Raw genomic sequence first — 19,766 nt, 5'->3', positions numbered from 1 at the left:
AAGAACTGTAGTGATTGCAGCTGTTAGCGTGGTTTTACCATGGTCAACGTGACCAATTGTACCAACGTTTACATGGGGTTTCGTACGTTCAAACTTTTCTTTAGCCATTTTTCTCGTTTCCTAATTTAAAAGTCCGACCCTGTAACAGACCGGACCGAACCTTCATTTAGATTAATTTCTTGCTTCAACTATTGCTTTAGTCACATTATTGGGTGCTTCAGCATAATTAAAGAATTCCATAGAATATGAAGCTCGCCCCTGCGTTGCGCTTCGCAATGCAGTAGCATAGCCAAACATTTCAGAAAGAGGAACCTTAGCACGTACAATTTTTATACCCGCCACACCTTCATCCATGCCATCAATTACGCCGCGACGACGATTTAAGTCACCAACGACATCACCCATCCAATCTTCTGGAGTGGTGACTTCAACTTTCATAGTCGGCTCAAGCAATACAGGATTCGCAATTTCTACGCCTTCCCTAAAGCCCATTGAACCGGCTATCTTAAACGCCATTTCTGAAGAGTCAACATCATGGAATGACCCATCAAACAAAGTGACTTTGACATCTAGCACGGGATACCCAGCTAAAACACCATTTTGCATTTGTTCTTGGATACCCTTATCTACTGATGGAATATACTCTTTAGGAACGATACCGCCCACTATTTCATTCACAAACTCGTAGCCCGCACCTTCTTCATTTGGCTCGATCTTCAACCAAACATGCCCATATTGGCCACGTCCACCTGATTGACGAACAAATTTACCTTCCACTTCCACACTTTTGCGAATTGTCTCTCGATATGCAACCTGAGGTTTACCCACATTACATTCAACATTAAATTCACGCTTCATGCGGTCAACAATGATGTCCAAATGCAATTCTCCCATTCCTGAGATAATTGTTTGTCCAGACTCTTCATCAGTTTTTACGCGGAAAGAAGGATCTTCTGCGGCAAGTTTACCCAAAGCAACACTCATTTTATCTTGGTCAGCTTGAGAACGAGGCTCAACCGCAATGGAAATTACCGGTTCAGGGAATTCCATACGTTCAAGGGTAATAATGTGGTTAGGATCACACAAAGTATCTCCAGTCGTCACATCTTTCATTCCAATTGCTGCTGCGATATCACCAGCGCGCACTTCTTTTAACTCTTCGCGGTCTTTAGCATGCATCTGCACGATTCGACCAAAGCGTTCACGTTTACCTTTTACAGCGTTGTAAACAGCATCACCTGTATTTACCACACCGGAATAACAACGGAAGAACGTTAATGTGCCAACAAATGGGTCAGTGGCAATTTTAAATGCTAAGGCAGAAAACGGTTCGCTATCGTCTGCATGACGTTCAGCTTCTGTTTCATTCTTATCACTAAGTACACCAGTGATTGCAGGAACATCAACAGGTGCGGGCAAAAACTCGATTACAGAATCAAGAACTGCCTGAACACCTTTATTTTTAAATGCTGAACCACAGGTCGCCACCACAATTTCATTGTTAAGTGTACGAATTCGTAATCCAGTTTTAATTTCTTCCTCGGAAAGCTCTTCGCCTTCCAAATATTTATTCATCAGTTCATCAGAAGCTTCCGCAGCTGCTTCAACCATTTCAGTGCGAAGTTCATTCGCCCGATCCAGTAAATCTGCAGGAACGTCTTCATATAAGAACGTCATACCTTGATCAGCTTCATTCCAATTAATGGCTTTCATCTTGATCAGATCAATAACGCCTTTGAAGTTCTCTTCAGCACCAATGTTCAATTGAATAGGTACGCAAGTGGCCCCTAAACGATTGTTAATTTGCTCAACTACACGATCGAAGTCAGCACCTGTACGGTCCATTTTGTTGACAAATACCATGCGCGGAACACGGTACTTATCAGCTTGGCGCCATACAGTCTCAGATTGGGGTTCAACACCCGATGAGCCACAAAATACAACCACTGCGCCATCTAATACTCGTAATGAGCGTTCAACTTCAATGGTGAAGTCTACGTGCCCAGGCGTATCGATGATATTGATTCTGTGCTGATCATACTGTTTTTGCATGCCAGACCAGAAACAAGTGGTTGCTGCGGAGGTAATTGTAATCCCCCGCTCTTGCTCTTGCTCCATCCAATCCATGGTAGCAGCGCCATCATGGACTTCACCAATCTTGTGAGACAAGCCGGTATAAAACAAAACGCGCTCAGTCGTCGTCGTTTTGCCCGCGTCAACGTGAGCAACGATTCCGATATTACGATAGCGTTCAATAGGATGTTTACGAGCCATTTAGTCCTCTCTAAGACGCTTTGACTACCAACGGTAGTGTGCGAACGCTTTGTTCGCTTCAGCCATACGGTGAACGTCTTCACGTTTCTTAACCGCAGAGCCTCTGTTCTCAGACGCATCTAGCATTTCAGCTGCTAGGCGTTGAGCCATTGATTTCTCACCACGTTTACGTGCTGCATCAACCATCCAACGCATACCTAATGCATTACGACGTACAGGACGAACTTCTACTGGTACTTGGTACGTAGAACCACCAACACGACGAGACTTAACTTCGACTGTAGGGCGGATGTTGTCCAATGCTTCTTCGAATACATCTAGGTGAGCTTTACTGGTTTTTTCAGCAACGATGTCTAACGCACCGTAAACAATTTTTTCAGCAGTAGATTTTTTACCATCCAACATGACAACGTTCATGAATTTGGCAAGTAATTGTGATCCGAACTTAGGATCTGGTAGGATTTTTCGTTGACCTACAACTCGTCTTCTTGGCATCTTAATATTCTCCGTGGGAATTCAGGTATAACCCAAAACTCAAAATTTAATAGTTTGGCCTTACTAACGGAGAACCGTTAAGACTTAGGCCTTTTTGCGCCGTATTTAGAACGGGCTTGTCTACGGTCGTTTACGCCTGCGCAGTCTAAAGTACCGCGAACAGTGTGGTAACGAACACCTGGTAAATCTTTAACACGACCACCACGAATAAGAACAACACTGTGCTCTTGTAGGTTGTGACCTTCACCACCGATGTATGAAGAAACTTCAAAACCGTTGGTTAAACGAACACGGCATACTTTACGTAAAGCTGAGTTCGGCTTCTTAGGCGTGGTGGTATATACGCGAGTACATACGCCACGTTTCTGTGGGCAAGCCTGTAAGGCAGCGACGTTGCTTTTTTCAACGGGCTTCTTACGAGGAGAGCGCACTAACTGGTTAACTGTTGCCATTAACTAGGGCTCCTGGTTAATAAAAAACTACTATTTTGCCCGTTTTACCGAGCGCTGAAAGCGAAAAATCCGCGACCAAAATATTGCATTAGCAAATTTCGGGTCGCGGAATTCTATAGATCATAAAACAAACTGTCAAGAAAAGTCTTTGACTAACCGTAGCTAGCCAAAGAAATTCTTAAATATTGTTACTCGTCGCTAGAACTATTACCAGCTTCTGCGTTTAGCGCTTCAGTTAGGGCAAGCTCTGCTTCAGAGGCTGATACTGAGGTTTCTTCAACCATCATAGCAGCTTGTTTCATTTTCGCTCGGTTCTGGTGGTATGAGAAACCGGTTCCTGCTGGAATCAAACGACCAACAATAACGTTTTCTTTCAGACCACGTAACTCATCTTCTTTACCTTGCACTGCTGCTTCGGTAAGAACACGAGTTGTTTCTTGGAACGAGGCTGCTGAAATGAATGATTCAGTAGATAGTGAAGCTTTGGTAATACCAAGCAGCTGTGTCTCATACTGAGCAGGGATTTTGCCCTGTTTCTCAATTTCACGGTTAGCAACTCTAACGTTCGCAACTTCAACTTGCTCGCCTTCAAGGAACTGAGTATCACCTGGGTGAGTAATCAAACACTTACGCAACATCTGACGAATAACAACTTCGATGTGCTTATCGTTAATTTTAACCCCTTGTAGACGGTAAACTTCTTGAACTTCGTTAACAATGTAGTTAGCTACTGCACTGATACCACGAAGACGCAAGATGTCATGTGGTGACTCTGGACCATCGGCGATAACTTCGCCTTTCTCCACAGATTCACCTTCAAACACATTAAGCTGACGCCATTTAGGGATCATTTCTTCGTAATGATCGCCTTCTTTAGGTGTGATAACTAAACGCTTCTTACCTTTAGTTTCTTTACCGAAGCCGATAGTACCGGAAACTTCAGCAAGAATTGCAGGCTCTTTAGGCTTACGTGCTTCGAACAAGTCAGCAACACGCGGCAGACCACCGGTGATGTCTCGAGTTTTCGAACTTTCCTGAGGTATACGTGCTAACACGTCACCTTCACGGGCCGCCATACCATCTGATGCTTCGATTGTAGTAAAGCTAGGCAGACGAATTTCCTGCAAACCAACTTCATCACTTTCTAGGATAAGTTTAGGCTCTTTCGCATTCGCTTTGGTCAAATCTTTAACCACGATACGCGTTAGACCGGTTAACTCATCTTGTTGCATTTCGGTATTCGAATCATCAACATCAGCAAAGCTAATTTTCGCTTTACGTTCAGTGATAATTGGATGCGAATGCGGATCCCAGTTAGCGATAATATCGCCAGCACTAATTGCCGCGTTATCGTCAACAGAAAGGATTGCACCGTAAGGCACTTTATAACGTTCTTTTTCACGACCTTGGTCGTCAATTACAGTTAATTCAGTTGAACGTGAAACGATAACAACTTTGTCGTCAGCGTTACGTACATACTTAGCATTATGTAATTTCAATGTACCTGTAGTTTTAACTTGTACACTGTTCTCAGCAGATGCTCTAGATGCAGCTCCACCGATATGGAACGTACGCATGGTTAACTGTGTACCAGGTTCACCGATAGACTGTGCGGCGATAACACCCACAGATTCACCGAAGCCAACCATGTGTCCACGAGCCAAGTCACGTCCGTAACATCTTGCACAAACACCGAAGTCGTTGTCACAAGTGATTACTGAGCGAACCAAAATTTGGTCAACTGAGTTCACTTCTAGCATGTCAACCAAACCTTCATCTAGCAGAGTATTACGCTCTACTAAGACATCGTTAGTGCCTGGTTTAATAACATCTTCTGCTACAACACGACCCAATACGCGTTCGCGCAATGGTTCTACAACGTCACCACCTTCGATAAGAGGAGTCATTTTCACCCCGTCGAATGTGCCACAGTCTTCAGTGTTGATAACTAAATCTTGTGCAACATCAACCAAACGACGAGTTAAGTAACCCGAGTTAGCTGTTTTCAATGCCGTATCGGCCAAACCTTTACGAGCACCGTGAGTAGAGATAAAGTACTGAAGTACGTTTAGACCTTCACGGAAGTTCGCGGTAATTGGCGTTTCAATGATTGAACCATCTGGTTTCGCCATCAGACCACGCATACCCGCCAACTGACGAATCTGAGCGGCACTACCACGAGCACCAGAGTCAGCCATCATAAACACTGAGTTGAAAGAGTCTTGCTCTTCCATTTCACCGTCACGATTTTTAACTGATTCTTTAGATAGGTTCGACATCATCGCTTTAGCAACGTCTTCGTTTGCACGAGACCAAATATCGATAACTTTGTTGTAACGCTCACCAGCTGTAACTAGACCTGATTGGAACTGTTCTTGAATTTCGAACACTTCTTCTTCAGCGGCTTCAATGATGTCTTTCTTAGCATCAGGGATAACCATATCATCGATACCAACAGATGCACCCGCGATCATCGCGTAGTGGAAACCGGTATACATGATTTGGTCAGCAGCGATTACGGTATCTTTCAATCCAAGCACACGGTAACAAGCGTTCAACAAACGTGAAATCTGCTTTTTACCCATAGGTTGGTTGATAATTTCGAAAGGCAAACCTTTAGGCAAAATCAATGAGAAAATCGCGCGACCAACTGTGGTATCAGTCAGAGTCACTTTTTCTTTCTTGCTACCATCAGAATCTACATCATATTCAGTGATACGTACTTTAACGCGAGCATGAAGTTCAGCATTACCAGTACGGTAAGCTTTTTCAGCTTCGTGTGGGCTGGTGAATACCATGCCTTCACCCAAACCATTTACACGGTCACGAGTAAGGTAGTACAAACCTAATACAACATCCTGTGAAGGAACGATGATTGGCTCACCATTAGCAGGAGACAAAATGTTATTGGTAGACATCATCAAGGCACGAGCTTCAAGCTGTGCTTCGATTGTCAACGGTACGTGTACCGCCATTTGGTCACCATCGAAGTCAGCGTTGTACGCCGCACACACTAGTGGGTGCAACTGTATCGCTTTACCTTCGATCAAAATTGGTTCGAACGCCTGTATACCCAAACGGTGAAGAGTAGGTGCACGGTTAAGTAGAACTGGATGTTCACGGATAACGTCATCTAGAACGTCCCATACTTCCGGTGCTTCACGCTCTACTAATTTCTTAGCCGCTTTAATCGTTGTTGCAAGACCACGGCCTTCTAATTTTCCATAGATGAACGGCTTGAACAATTCCAATGCCATTTTTTTAGGAAGTCCACACTGATGTAGACGAAGAGTAGGACCAACGGTAATTACAGAACGACCAGAGTAGTCAACACGTTTACCGAGTAAGTTCTGACGGAAACGACCTTGTTTACCTTTGATCATATCTGCCAAAGATTTAAGAGGACGTTTGTTAGAACCGGTAATAGCACGGCCACGACGACCATTATCAAGAAGTGCATCAACCGCTTCTTGTAACATACGTTTTTCGTTGCGCACAATGATATCAGGTGCAGCAAGGTCTAGAAGACGCTTCAAACGGTTGTTACGGTTGATAACACGACGGTATAAATCGTTCAAATCTGAAGTCGCAAAACGACCGCCATCTAGTGGTACCAATGGACGCAAATCCGGTGGTAAAACTGGCAGTACTGTCATGATCATCCACTCAGGCTTGTTACCTGATTGTTGGAATGACTCTAACAACTTCAAACGTTTAGTAATTTTCTTACGCTTAGTTTCAGAATTGATACTTGGCAATTCTTCTCGCATCGCAGCAACATCAGCGTCAACATCAAGTACTTTAAGCAATTCGAAAACCGCTTCTGCACCCATTTTAGCTTCAAACTCATCGCCATGCTCTTCTAACGAGTCAAGGTACTCTTCTTCAGTAAGAAGTTGAGAACGCTCAAGGGTCGTCATACCAGGTTCGGTAACAACATAGGATTCGAAATAAAGCACACGCTCGATATCACGCAATGTCATGTCTAACATCAAACCGATGCGAGACGGCAATGATTTTAGGAACCAAATGTGGGCAACTGGGCTAGCCAGTTCAATGTGACCCATACGCTCACGACGTACTTTGGTCAATGTCACTTCTACGCCACATTTTTCACAAATCACACCACGGTGTTTAAGGCGTTTGTATTTACCACACAAACACTCATAGTCTTTAACCGGACCAAAGATGCGGGCACAGAAAAGGCCATCGCGCTCTGGTTTAAACGTACGATAGTTAATGGTTTCAGGTTTTTTAACCTCACCAAAAGACCACGAACGGACCATGTCCGGAGAAGCAAGACCGATTCGAATATTATCGAATTCTTCGGTTTTGTTCTGTTGCTTAAGAAACTTTAATAAGTCTTTCACTTTTTTCTCCCAGCGGAGTGGTGTTACAAAACCTGACTAGCCAGTTTAGCTAGTCAGGCTCTCTTTTCTTTCGATCAATCAGAGTTAACTAATCGTTTTGCTCTTCTAATTCGATGTTGATACCTAGAGAGCGGATTTCTTTCAACAATACGTTGAAGGATTCCGGCATACCAGGTTCCATACGGTGATCACCATCCACAATGTTTTTATACATTTTGGTACGGCCATTCACGTCATCGGATTTCACAGTTAGCATTTCTTGCAAGGTATAAGCAGCACCGTATGCTTCTAGTGCCCACACTTCCATCTCTCCGAAACGCTGTCCACCAAATTGAGCTTTACCACCCAATGGTTGCTGTGTAACCAAGCTGTAAGAACCCGTTGAACGTGCATGCATTTTGTCATCAACCAAGTGGTTAAGTTTCAGCATGTACATGTAACCTACAGTTACAGGACGTTCAAACGAACGGCCAGTACGGCCATCAAACAACGTGATCTGTCCACTTTCTGGAATATCAGCCAACAGTAACAAGTCTTTAATTTCTCGTTCAGTTGCACCATCGAACACAGGTGTTGCAATTGGAACACCCTTACGTAAGTTTTCAGCAAGACGTTTGACTTCTTCATCAGTGAAGTTATCAATATCAACCTCTTGGTGAGACTTACCTGAGCTATAAACTTCTTTCAAGAAGCTTCTTAACTTAGCTAATTCTTCGTGCTCTTTAACCATACGGTCAATCTTCACACCCAAACCATGAGCAGCCATGCCCAAGTGGGTTTCTAGAATCTGACCGATGTTCATCCGCGAAGGTACACCAAGTGGGTTAAGTACGATGTCAACAGGAGTACCGTTTGCATCATAAGGCATATCTTCCACTGGTTGGATAGTCGAGATAACACCTTTGTTACCGTGACGACCAGCCATTTTATCACCAGGCTGGATATGACGCTTAACCGCCAAATAAACTTTAACAATCTTCAACACGCCCGGCGCAAGATCATCACCTTGGGTGATTTTGCGACGTTTGATTTCAAACTTGTTATCGAAATCAAGTTTAATTTCACTGTGTTGTTCAGCGATTTGATCAAGTTCTAATTGTGCGTCTTCGTCTTGTAACGTTAGATCAAACCACTTTTCACGAGGCATGCTGTCAAGTTTAGCTTGCTCAATACCACTGCGTAGTAATAGGTTTGTCGCACGAGCAAAGATACCATCGGCTAAAATACCGAACTCATCACCCAAGTCTTTTTTGACTTGACGTAATTGCATATCTTCGATTTCAAGAGCACGTTTATCTTTTTCAACACCATCACGGGTGAAAACTTGAACGTCAATAACAGTACCGTGAACAGAGTTAGGTACACGCAAAGAAGTATCTTTAACGTCTGACGCTTTTTCACCAAAAATGGCTCTTAGTAGTTTTTCTTCTGGAGTCAGTTGGGTTTCGCCTTTAGGCGTCACTTTACCAACTAAGATGTCGCCACCTTTAACTTCAGCACCAATATAAACCACACCAGACTCATCCAGCTTACCAAGCGCAGATTCACCAACATTAGGTATATCAGCACTGATTTCTTCTGGACCAAGCTTAGTATCACGAGCAATACAGCTAAGTTCTTGTATGTGGATAGTAGTGAAGCGATCTTCTTGGGCTACACGCTCAGAAATAAGGATAGAATCCTCAAAGTTATAACCATTCCAAGGCATAAATGCGATACGCATATTTTGACCTAACGCCAACTCACCTAAATCGGTAGAAGGGCCATCGGCCAACACGTCACCCGTAACAATAGGATCACCTACGTTACAAGTTGGTTTTTGGTTAATACAAGTATTCTGGTTAGAACGGGTGTATTTAGTTAGGTTGTAGATATCAATACCTGCTTCGCCAGCAGCCATTTCTTCTTCATTTACCTTAATTACTATGCGACTCGCGTCAACATAGTCAACTGTACCACCACGTTTAGCGATAATAGTTACACCTGAATCAACAGCAACTGTTTTCTCCATACCTGTACCAACTAAAGGCTTATCAGCTTTTAGCGTAGGTACTGCTTGACGTTGCATGTTAGCACCCATCAATGCGCGGTTAGCATCATCGTGTTCTAGGAACGGGATAATTGACGCCGCTACAGATACGATTTGCTGTGGAGAAACGTCCATGTACTTGATGTCTTCAATTTGCATCAAAGTAGTCTCACCACGGTAGCGGCAAGGGATAAGCTCTTCAGTTAGTTTACCATCATCGTCTAATACAACGTTTGCCTGTGCTATTGCAAATTGACCTTCTTCAATAGCAGAAAGGTAATCGATATCGTCAGTAACAACGCCGTCAACAATTTTACGATACGGAGTTTCAAGGAAACCAAAGTCATTGGTACGGGCAAAACTCGAAAGAGAGTTGATCAAACCGATGTTTGGACCTTCAGGAGTTTCAATTGGACAAACACGACCATAATGAGTCGGGTGTACGTCACGTACTTCGAAACCTGCGCGTTCACGTGTCAAACCACCCGGGCCTAATGCAGAAATACGACGTTTGTGCGTCACTTCTGAAAGCGGGTTGTTTTGATCCATAAACTGAGACAATTGGCTTGAACCAAAGAACTCTTTAACCGCTGCCGAAATTGGCTTAGCGTTTATCAAATCCTGAGGCATGATAGCGTCAAGATCACCTAAACTTAGGCGCTCTTTAACAGCACGTTCAACACGTACTAAACCAACTCGGAATTGGTTTTCAGCCATTTCACCAACAGAACGGATACGACGGTTACCTAAGTGGTCGATATCATCCACTTCATCTTTACCATCACGGATGGTAATCAATTGCTTCATTACAGCAATGATATCTTCTTTATCTAGTGTACCTTCGCCGATCAACTCTTCGCGACCAAGACGACGGTTGAACTTCATTCTACCTACAGCAGACAAGTCATAACGATCATCTGAGAAGAATAAGTTACCAAACAAGGTTTCAGCGGCATCTTTAGTTGGTGGCTCACCAGGACGCATCATGCGATAAATTTCAACTAAGGCTTCAAGGCGATTAGTTGAGCTATCAATACGTAGGGTGTCTGAAATATATGCACCGTGATCTAACTCATTAATGTAAAGTGTATCGAATGAGGTAAGGTCTGAGGCTAATAACGCTTCAAGTGATTCCACTGTCAGTTCGTCATTCGCAGCAACAATTACTTCACCGGTTTCTTCATTAATGTAGTCTTTAGCGATTACACGACCTACAAGGAACTCAGCAGGTACTTCTAATTCAGTCACTTTAGCTTTTTCAAGAGCACGAGTATGACGAGCAGAAATACGACGACCGGTTTCTACTAGAACATTTCCTTCGCCATCTAAGATGTCAAACTGAGCAGTTTCACCACGCAGACGCTCAGGAACAATGTCCATCATGAATTTATCATCCACTATCTTGATAAGATCTTTTTCAAAGAACACATCAAGAATTTCTTCAGTGGGCATTTCCAATGCACGTAACATGATAGTCGCAGGTAATTTACGGCGACGATCGATACGAACATATAAATTATCTTTCGGGTCAAATTCGAAGTCTAACCAAGAGCCACGGTAAGGAATAACACGTGCGTTATAAAGCACTTTACCTGATGAGTGTGTTTTTCCTTTATCATGATCGAAGAACACACCAGGTGAACGGTGAAGTTGAGACACGATTACGCGCTCAGTTCCATTGATCACAAAAGTACCGTTTTCGGTCATGAGTGGTATTTCACCCATGTAAACTTCTTGCTCTTTGATATCCTTAACCGTTCCAGGAGCGGCTTCTTTATCGAACAATACTAGACGGAGTTTTACCCTTAGTGGCGCAGAAAAAGTGACACCGCGGATTTGACATTCTTTAACGTCAAAAACTGGCTCACCTAACCGGTAGCTCACATATTGTAATTCAGAATTACCTGAATAACTTTTTATGGGGAAAACTGATCTAAAAGCAGCTTCTAGTCCATAATGACCGTCAACATCGATATCGATAAACTTCTTAAAAGAATCGAGCTGGATTGAAAGAAGGTAAGGTATCTCTAATACCTGCGGGCGTTTGCCAAAATCCTTACGGATACGTTTCTTTTCGCTATTGGAGTAAACCATGGGTTCCTCAGCATTCTGATTTTTGACCCAACTTGCTTAGTAAAGCGCTTTTACTAAACAAACTTCAAGCACCCTTTGCGGCGTGATTTTCAAGCATACACCAATTTTTCTAAAGTTTTAACACTTAACTTATTGGTTTTATGTCACTTTTCAAACACGTTTGCGCATCAAATCGAAGGATAGTTCTAAAGGGTATAAATGCCCTATCCTACAGCGCAAAAAGGCTGGTGATTAAATAATCACCAGCCCGAGCCTTTTCAGGCAAGTAATCTGTCAACAGACAAATTACTTAAGTTCCACTTCTGCGCCAGCTGCTTCAAGTTCAGCTTTAAGTGCTTCAGCTTCTTCTTTAGCCAAACCTTCTTTGATAGCTTTAGGTGCTGATTCAACAACATCTTTAGCTTCTTTAAGACCTAGGCCAGTTGCGCCACGTACTGCTTTGATAACAGCAACTTTATTGCCACCGAAAGAAGTCATTACAACGTCAAATTCTGTTTGCTCTGCAGCAGCTTCAGCAGCTACAGCAGGACCAGCAACAGCAACAGCTGCTGCAGCAGAAACGTTAAATTTTTCTTCAGCTGCTTCGATTAACTCAACCAATTCCATAACTGGCATTTCAGCAATCGCGTTTAATATATCATCTTTAGTTAGAGCCATTTTCTCTAAACTCCTGGGGTTAAATGTTAAAAAATTTGTTAATGCCAAACACGAAAATTATTTTTCGTCTTTGATCGCCGCCAATACACGCACAAACTTGCCTGGAACTTCGTTGATTGTACGAACGAATTTCTCGGCAGGTGCTTTGAAGGTAGCAAGTAATTTTGCTAGTGCTTCGTCGCGAGTTGGAAGTGAAGCAACTGCATCCAATTTTTCTGGACCCAATAAACCACTACCAATTGAAAGCGCTGTTACTTTAAGCTTGTCATTTTCTTTAGCGAAATCTTTAAATAGACGTGCTGCACCGCCAGGTGCGTCTAAAGAGAATCCGTAAATCAAAGGACCAGTTAAAGCTTCATCTAGATCAGAAAACTTACTGTCTGCTAAACCACGTTTTGCAAGTGTATTACGTACAACTTTAAGAAATACGCCTTGCTCACGAGCTTTAACACGCAGGTCAGTTAGTTCTGAAACTTCCATCCCACGGTATTCAGCGACGGCAACGGATAGAGCTTGAGATGCAACTTCACTTACTTCTGCTACGATCTCTTTTTTTGCTGCTAAACCTAGTGCCACTGAGTTCACCTCTTGTTAACTGAATGCAATATCATCATGATTTCACATCCAGAGTTCCAGATTGATAAACCGTTGAATATTGCCAAACAATATTCGCTGACTTACCGCTCTACGGTGTTCGTTTCCCCAGAGAGTCTGAGTCGAAATCACCGTCTGCGCAGGCATTTTACGTATTAAGCGAAATATTTAATGTAAGTGCTCTCTTACTTCACCTACTATTTCGCACCTGCGGTCTTGGACGGGAGCATGTATTTAACTTAGTTAAAAACAGCTCCAACCCATAACCTTTAGAGAGATGAGCAATTGCTCATAAGCCAATTACGATAAACGAGTTATCAAATTGGTAATTTATTTCAAGCCTAGGCTAACTGGATCAAGTGTTACACCAGCACCCATAGTGGTACTTAGGCTAACTTTCTTGAAGAATGTACCTTTAGCAGAAGAAGGCTTAGCTTTCTTCAATGCTTCTAGCAATGCATCAAGGTTTTCTTGAATCTGATTTGCTTCAAACGCAATTTTACCAATGCTTGCATGGATAATTCCGTTTTTGTCGTTTCTGTAACGAACCTGACCAGCTTTAGCATTTTTAACAGCTGTTGCTACGTCTGGTGTTACTGTGCCAGTTTTAGGGTTAGGCATAAGTCCACGAGGACCTAAGATTTGACCTAACTGACCAACAACGCGCATTGCATCTGGAGAAGCAACAACTACGTCAAAGTTCATTTCGCCTTTCTTAACTAGGTCAGCAAGATCTTCCATACCAACGATGTCAGCACCAGCTTCTTTAGCTGCTTCTGCGTTAGCGCCTTGAGTAAATACTGCAACGCGTACTTCTTTACCAGTACCGTTTGGAAGCACTGTAGCGCCACGAACGTTTTGGTCAGATTTACGAGCATCAATACCCAGGTTAACTGAAACATCTACACTTTCAGCAAACTTTGCAGTAGCTAATTCTTTTAACAAAGCAACTGCTTCATTAATTTCGTATTCTTTAGTTGCGTCAACTTTCTCGCGAATAGTGCGCATACGTTTAGTTAATTTAGCCATGTCTTATCCCTCTACTACCAAGCCCATGCTGCGTGCAGAGCCAGCGATGGTACGAACAGCTGCATCAAGATCGGCTGCAGTCAGGTCAGGTTCTTTAGTTTTCGCAATTTCTTCTAATTGCGCGCGCGTCACTTTACCCACTTTCTCAGTGTTAGGACGGCCAGAACCACTCTTAATACCGGCTGCTTTCTTCAATAAGAAAGATGCAGGTGGAGTTTTGGTTTCAAAGGTAAATGAACGGTCTTCATAAACAGTGATAACTACAGGTACTGGAGCACCTTTTTCAAGGCTATCTGTAGATGCGTTAAACGCTTTACAGAATTCCATGATGTTAACACCTTTAGCACCTAATGCAGGACCAACTGGTGGACTAGGGTTAGCAGAACCAGCTGCAACCTGAAGCTTAATTAAGCCTGTGATTTTCTTAGCCATTTTCTCTCTCTCAAATTTGGGTCTATCGCCTCGCAAAACATAGAGATTGTTTGCTCAATCGGCTTCCCATAAAAATTAACGGTCGCGAATTATAGATTACATATTTACACTACGCAACCCTTAATTAAAGTTTTAAGTAAATTATATGGCTTCGTGTTGATTGCTATGAAAACCCATCAGTATTTACTAGCTTTAGTACTATTTAATTCTCTAGCAAGGAATTGTTTAATCACACCTAGTGAATAATAAAAACCGGCTATTCACCTTTTATACCTTGCTGTTTAGAAAAGTAGACTTGTTTTGCTTGATACATCTCGAGTAGCCGCTGCTTCAGTTCCGGATTACTTTCAATTAATTTTTCAGCGTAAGCCAATGACGCTTTCTTTTCTTGTTGAACTTGCATGGCAACATCATCATCCGATGGTAAAGCGACTCGGGCTCGCATGGCAATCTCTGTCAATTTTGACTTTCTGGCTAAAAAATATTGCGGATAACAGGCTCTTTGGGTAATTCTTCCAGCCCCTTCTCTTGGTATATTTTTACACTTAACTTTAAATTTAGGATCTTCTACCAAGTCGTTAAAAGCATCGTAAAAATCAAGTTCGGTTTTGGCCATTTGCTGTCTGTAATAATATAATGGCTTGGTCCCAACCACTTCAACCTTTTCAACCTCTTCTTGTAGCTCTTTATCTTTGCTGTGTTGCTCCGCTAAAGAAGGCAAAGCCATTATCAGCAGCCCCACCAACATAGATAATGATTTAAAGTTCACCTTGTGGCTCAACATTCATTTATTCCTTTAACGTTTACCCTGGTTGAGCCTGTAACCCCATCCCACCAAACTATCTCTGCAACCTAGTTTATATAAGGATGCTATTTATTTTTCATCAATGCTATTGGATGTTAATGACAGCGTCAAATTGCCTACTCAAGTTTGCTTTTTCTAAACTCTAGCCCCTAGGTGTTTTTTTCAATTTATAGGGTGAACCCCCTATTTTCGTTCAATTAACAAACGGTCAAGATGAATACATCGTCATTCATGTGGAATGACTAGCCTTTTGTTGGAGAATAATATGAAAAAGTACACACTCACGGCTATAGCAACAGCGATGTTAAGTTTATCTGCAAATTCGGTAAAAGCTGAGGCCTTAATAGGGGAACAATTAACAGACTCTCTTATTACCTTAACTGAAAACCAAAGTATTATGGCGGTCGTTACCTTTGACCAATTGGACCCAGTGACGGAAAGCCAACTAAATCAAATATTGTCCCTCGGCATTACTGATGGCGTGCAGTTTAAATCATTACCTATCATGGGTGTGGTTGCTACCAAGGCTCAAATTGAGCAATTGGCCCAACTAGATAATGTAGTTTCTATTTTTGCCAACCGTAAAATGCAATATTACAACGCAGATGCTAGACAAATTACTAGCGTTGCCGACCTACAAACCACAGATTTTGAACAACGTAATGGCATTACCTACACAGGTAAAGGTGTCACTATTATGGTCAACGATTCAGGAGTCGACGCCTCTCACCAAGACATCTTCTTTGGTGATACCGTAGTAGAAAATGTACAAGCGTTAACCCATTCATCAGTCATCAGTGTTACCGGCGTAACCGATGGAACCACCCTTAAAGGTCAAATCAATACCGACACTAACTCTGGGCACGGTACACACGTAGCTGGGACAATTGCCGGTAATGGTGTGATGTCTGGTGGTAAATATGTTGGCGCAGCTCCGGATGCAGACATCATCGGCTATGGTTCAGGCGGGGGTCTCTTCTTGCTTGACACTATTGGTGGTTTCGATTTCGCAATTAGCAATATTTATAGCTATGACAACCCAATCAAAATCGTTAGTAACTCTTGGGGATCAAGCGGCAAATATGAACCACTTGGACCTGTTTCTGTCGCCACCTATAAAGCCCACAAACTAGGCATAATGAGCGTGTTCGCAGCAGGTAACAGTGGCTCAGGTGAAGATACCAATAACCCTTACGCGCAAATTCCTTGGGGTTTATCAGTGGGTGCCGGTGATAAATTTGGCAAACTTGCTGACTTTTCATCAAGAGGCTTTAAGGGCGAAAGTGGCGAATTTACCATGCCTGATGGAGAAACTTGGACATATAATAATGAAGTTTCCATCGTTGCCCCAGGTGTAGATATAATCTCTACTCGCGCTGTAACTAACTTAGCGGCGAATGGCGGAGATGCTGACCTTGAAGCCATCGAAACTGAGTACCTACCTTTTTATACAATGATTTCTGGTACGTCCATGGCCACTCCTCACGTATCCGGTATTATTGCTCTAATGTTAGAGGCTAACCCTAACTTAGATAACCTAGAAATCATCAAAATTTTACAAGAAACCGCTACAAATATGCCTGGGCACGAGCGTTGGGAAGTGGGCGGTGGTTATATCAATGCACGTTCAGCCGTTGCAGCTGCTTTAGATTACGATATGAATCACAGTGTGACAGTGAACAACTTAGTAGACAAAACCTTTAACGCCAACGCAAATGTGGCGGTTAGCGACAGAACAGAACAAGTTGAGTTATTTTATGCACCTGTGGGTGACCCAGATATTCAGTATTTTGAAGTCTACCCTGGCACCTCCATTGTCAAAGCTAGTGCAAGCACAGCGGCAAACTTAACCAAATTAGTATTAGTTGCGCCAGATGGAACCGAGTATTTCGGTAATTTGACCACCCCAGTATTAGAAGAAAACATGCGTGTATCAGCGCCAGGTGTAGCAGGAACATGGGGCATATATGCCTATGGCTTAACCTCACTGTCAGGTGTAGATGCTGATCCACTGGACGTTACCAATGGCCCAGGTATCCCAGAGTTTTTTGATGTGGAAGTTGCCTTCGAAATGAGTGGTGGTTATGACGGTCTTGACGATATTGATGGTCATCCCCAACAAGGGGCCATTGAATTTGCCATTAGCGAGCGTTTGATGGACAGCATTAGCGATGATCGTTTTTACCCAGATAGTGCACTGAAAAGAAAAGACTTTGCACGTTATGCAGTAATGGGCGGTGCAGTACGTCAATATCGCGATTTATTGAATGAACCAACCCTAGGAGTAAGCGGTGTATCTTCGTTAGATAAACCTTACATGGCGTCGGTAATGGCTGACGGTGGCGCTTTGAAAGACAATTTGCGCACTCAAAGTCCAATCTTGCTGTCTAAATCTGGTAATGCTGCGCCTTATTCCAAAGTTGAAAAACTAGATATGGCTTATGCCTTAGTACAGATGTTGGGATTACAATCTGAAGCTGAAGCTTTTGATCCAGAGCAAGAAATTGTTGTTGATTACCAAGGTCAACAAGTTGTCTTAGCAGACCAAGATGAGATAGCTGATGAGATGAAAGGTTATGTGCAATTAGCAATTAACCTATCTTTGGTTAATGTCTCATTTGGGATTGAACAAGATCCATTTGACCTAGAACCCACTTTAACGGCTCAATTCAACCCAACGACGACAATAACTAGAGCCCATTATGCTGAACTTACATCAAGATTGTATCTAAACTACTTCTTATAAGTGCATTGGTTGGTGGTCAGCAATTGTGCAGGCCACCAATTTCAGATAATGTAGGGATTCAGTAATTTTCGAGGAATTTTGTTATGCGAGTTAGTCATATATACCGAGTTGTTATGGTATGGGTTATGGTTTGTTTTGCTTGCACTAGCTTAGCGCAAACTGTCACTCCAATTTCAACAAGCGTTGATGGGGATACGTTAAAGGCAAAATTACAGGTAACATCTCAGATAGAGATTGATCTAACCCTGGAGTTTGAAAAAAGCGTAGGCCTAAGTAGTGACAATATAGACATTAGCGCCACTTTAGTTAACGTTAATGACCTTAATATTCTTAACCGCTTGCCAATAAACGATGTTTCAATTTTTTCTTCTTTTCCTGTAGTGGTCTCGATTTCACCCAAAACCCAAGAAGGCTTTGCCTTTGAAGGACTAGCCAGTGTTGAACTATACACTAAAGCAATCAGTTATCAGTCTTCTATGCCTGCTAGATTGTTTACCTCACATGATGGCGGTGATTTTGAAGATATTACCTCTATGGTTTCAGCGGGAAGTATTCGTGCTCGTGGCAATACTGGACGCTTTTCTGAGTTTATGATTTTGTTAGACGAACGTGATAACGATGACATCATCGCCGATAAGCTAACTCAATTGGAAGATACCCTAGATGATAACCAGAGTAGTTTGAGTGGCGTATTGTTGTCTAGTCTGCAAACCAGCATTGCTAGTTTAGATAATGCTGTGATGCTAGAAAACTACAGTTCAGCGTTAACTTTAGTGGAAAGTTTAATTGCGACGGTAGAACAAGCAGACAGTATCTCTAGTGTTTGGCGTTCATCTAATGACTTAGTTAACTTAAAGGGCGAATTGTTAACCCATTTAGTCGCCTTACGTTACAGCTTACGAGTACTTTAAGCTGACAATATAAGTCCGCAACAAAGGAATTATAACCATGCCACTGCAAGTGAATATATCTACTCAATCTGGCTGGGTGAAAGAACACATCCTGTTTGAGGGTAAGGACTATTCAATTGGCCGCTCAGATGATGCCGATGTGATTGTAGAACACCCTCAGGTTTCTCGTAATCATGCGAGACTATCCTCAAGTGAGGACAACCAATGGGTATTTCAAGACACCAGCAGCAGTGGCAGTTTTTATCTCGGTAAGCAAGTTAACTCGTTGCAGTTAGATTCCGAAAACGTCATCCAATTAGGGCCAGCGGCCTGTCGATTTAAGAAATTGACGCACCAACAACTTACAGCCCTAAACAGTCAATCGGAATGGCGCAAGAATCAACTTCAACATTTAAGTAAACAATTTAGTAATTGTGCCAATAGCCAAGATTTATTGCAGACCACCCAACATTGTTTGATTCAAACCCTAGGTTGTGAGCGAGCTGCACTAATTTTAATTAATGAAGACAAAAGTTTACAACAATGTTTAGGCTTTGAAGCCTGGATGCAGAACAAAGACTTCAGTGGTAGTAGAAGCATTATTGAACGCTGTCTTGAACGACGCGAACCATTAGCCATTGGTACCGTACAAGATGACCAACACCTCTCTCAGCAGTACAGTGTAATTAAAAATAATATACAAGCTGCCATGTGTGTCCCAGTTTATATTAGCGAAAACATTCAAGCCGTTTTATACGCCGACAACACCACTGGTAAACAGTATTTTACGCAAACAGATATCACTTTAATTGAATCTTTTGCAAATTTATTATCTTTACGTTTGTTATTTCAGTCTATAGAACATAATATTTCACTAGCACGTAACCACTAATCCTTAT

At 42.5% G+C, this 19,766-nt stretch carries 14 protein-coding genes; 3 read left to right on the top strand and 11 right to left on the bottom strand.

Features of this window, described 5'->3' with window-relative positions:
* The 11 genes from AB6T38_RS18800 to AB6T38_RS18750 all read right to left on the bottom strand — a co-directional run.
* Positions 1-108: GTP-binding protein (locus AB6T38_RS18800; protein WP_208454991.1), on the bottom strand; the 108-nt coding region annotated here is incomplete at its 3' end.
* Between the two features lie 63 nt (positions 109-171).
* The gene (gene fusA, locus AB6T38_RS18795; protein WP_372548756.1) at positions 172-2,274 is read right to left on the bottom strand and encodes an elongation factor G; all 2,103 of its coding nucleotides are present in this window, start codon (positions 2,272-2,274) and stop codon (positions 172-174) included.
* Positions 2,275-2,298: 24 nt separating this feature from the next.
* Positions 2,299-2,769, bottom strand: a complete 471-nt coding sequence (gene rpsG / locus AB6T38_RS18790; RefSeq protein ID WP_216049829.1) for a 30S ribosomal protein S7 — start codon at positions 2,767-2,769, stop codon at positions 2,299-2,301.
* A gap of 77 nt (positions 2,770-2,846) precedes the next feature.
* Entirely contained in the window at positions 2,847-3,221 is a 375-nt protein-coding gene (gene rpsL / locus AB6T38_RS18785; RefSeq protein WP_008845957.1) for a 30S ribosomal protein S12, read from the bottom strand.
* A 188-nt stretch (positions 3,222-3,409) separates the two neighbouring features.
* Positions 3,410-7,591, bottom strand: coding sequence for a DNA-directed RNA polymerase subunit beta' (gene rpoC, locus AB6T38_RS18780; protein ID WP_372548755.1), 4,182 nt, complete (start codon positions 7,589-7,591; stop codon positions 3,410-3,412).
* Positions 7,592-7,679: 88 nt separating this feature from the next.
* A complete protein-coding gene (rpoB, locus tag AB6T38_RS18775) occupies positions 7,680-11,714 on the bottom strand; it encodes a DNA-directed RNA polymerase subunit beta (protein WP_372548754.1) in 4,035 nt (1,344 codons plus the stop codon).
* Between the two features lie 285 nt (positions 11,715-11,999).
* Positions 12,000-12,371, bottom strand: a complete 372-nt coding sequence (gene rplL, locus AB6T38_RS18770; RefSeq protein WP_372548753.1) for a 50S ribosomal protein L7/L12 — start codon at positions 12,369-12,371, stop codon at positions 12,000-12,002.
* A 57-nt stretch (positions 12,372-12,428) separates the two neighbouring features.
* A complete protein-coding gene (gene rplJ / locus AB6T38_RS18765; RefSeq protein WP_372548752.1) occupies positions 12,429-12,947 on the bottom strand; it encodes a 50S ribosomal protein L10 in 519 nt (172 codons plus the stop codon).
* Positions 12,948-13,295: 348 nt separating this feature from the next.
* Complete coding sequence (rplA, locus tag AB6T38_RS18760) at positions 13,296-13,994, bottom strand: 50S ribosomal protein L1 (protein WP_303475513.1); 699 nt, start codon at positions 13,992-13,994, stop codon at positions 13,296-13,298.
* A gap of 3 nt (positions 13,995-13,997) precedes the next feature.
* Complete coding sequence (gene rplK / locus AB6T38_RS18755) at positions 13,998-14,426, bottom strand: 50S ribosomal protein L11 (RefSeq protein ID WP_348492444.1); 429 nt, start codon at positions 14,424-14,426, stop codon at positions 13,998-14,000.
* Positions 14,427-14,682: 256 nt separating this feature from the next.
* On the bottom strand, positions 14,683-15,210 hold the full coding sequence (locus tag AB6T38_RS18750; protein WP_372548751.1) for a hypothetical protein: 528 nt from the start codon (positions 15,208-15,210) through the stop codon (positions 14,683-14,685).
* Between the two features lie 286 nt (positions 15,211-15,496).
* Between AB6T38_RS18750 and AB6T38_RS18745 the strand changes: the two genes are divergently transcribed.
* The 3 genes from AB6T38_RS18745 to AB6T38_RS18735 all read left to right on the top strand — a co-directional run bounded on the left by AB6T38_RS18745 (position 15,497) and on the right by AB6T38_RS18735 (position 19,759).
* The gene (locus AB6T38_RS18745; RefSeq protein ID WP_372548750.1) at positions 15,497-17,977 is read left to right on the top strand and encodes a S8 family serine peptidase; all 2,481 of its coding nucleotides are present in this window, start codon (positions 15,497-15,499) and stop codon (positions 17,975-17,977) included.
* Positions 17,978-18,060: 83 nt separating this feature from the next.
* Complete coding sequence (locus tag AB6T38_RS18740) at positions 18,061-18,888, top strand: DUF6689 family protein (protein ID WP_372548749.1); 828 nt, start codon at positions 18,061-18,063, stop codon at positions 18,886-18,888.
* Positions 18,889-18,925: 37 nt separating this feature from the next.
* Positions 18,926-19,759: an FHA domain-containing protein gene (locus AB6T38_RS18735; protein ID WP_372548748.1), complete on the top strand. Its 834-nt coding sequence runs from the start codon at positions 18,926-18,928 to the stop codon at positions 19,757-19,759.
* Positions 19,760-19,766: the final 7 nt, after the last annotated feature.

Source organism: Aliiglaciecola sp. SL4, assembly GCF_041538045.1.
Lineage (GTDB): Bacteria > Pseudomonadota > Gammaproteobacteria > Enterobacterales > Alteromonadaceae > Aliiglaciecola.
The sequence above is the reverse complement of the archived record's forward strand: the minus strand, read 5'-3'. Positions and strand labels throughout refer to the sequence as shown.

What these genes read in the sequence shown, in the direction of transcription:
- fusA (WP_372548756.1), bottom strand. Translation starts at nt 2,274, where the DNA reads ATGGCTCGTAAACATCCTATTGAACGCTATCGTAATATCGGAATCGTT.
- rpsG (WP_216049829.1), bottom strand. Translation starts at nt 2,769, where the DNA reads ATGCCAAGAAGACGAGTTGTAGGTCAACGAAAAATCCTACCAGATCCT.
- rpsL (WP_008845957.1), bottom strand. Translation starts at nt 3,221, where the DNA reads ATGGCAACAGTTAACCAGTTAGTGCGCTCTCCTCGTAAGAAGCCCGTT.
- rpoB (WP_372548754.1), bottom strand. Translation starts at nt 11,714, where the DNA reads ATGGTTTACTCCAATAGCGAAAAGAAACGTATCCGTAAGGATTTTGGC.
- rplL (WP_372548753.1), bottom strand. Translation starts at nt 12,371, where the DNA reads ATGGCTCTAACTAAAGATGATATATTAAACGCGATTGCTGAAATGCCA.
- rplA (WP_303475513.1), bottom strand. Translation starts at nt 13,994, where the DNA reads ATGGCTAAATTAACTAAACGTATGCGCACTATTCGCGAGAAAGTTGAC.
- rplK (WP_348492444.1), bottom strand. Translation starts at nt 14,426, where the DNA reads ATGGCTAAGAAAATCACAGGCTTAATTAAGCTTCAGGTTGCAGCTGGT.
- AB6T38_RS18750 (WP_372548751.1), bottom strand. Translation starts at nt 15,210, where the DNA reads ATGTTGAGCCACAAGGTGAACTTTAAATCATTATCTATGTTGGTGGGG.
- AB6T38_RS18745 (WP_372548750.1), top strand. Translation starts at nt 15,497, where the DNA reads ATGAAAAAGTACACACTCACGGCTATAGCAACAGCGATGTTAAGTTTA.
- AB6T38_RS18740 (WP_372548749.1), top strand. Translation starts at nt 18,061, where the DNA reads ATGCGAGTTAGTCATATATACCGAGTTGTTATGGTATGGGTTATGGTT.
- AB6T38_RS18735 (WP_372548748.1), top strand. Translation starts at nt 18,926, where the DNA reads ATGCCACTGCAAGTGAATATATCTACTCAATCTGGCTGGGTGAAAGAA.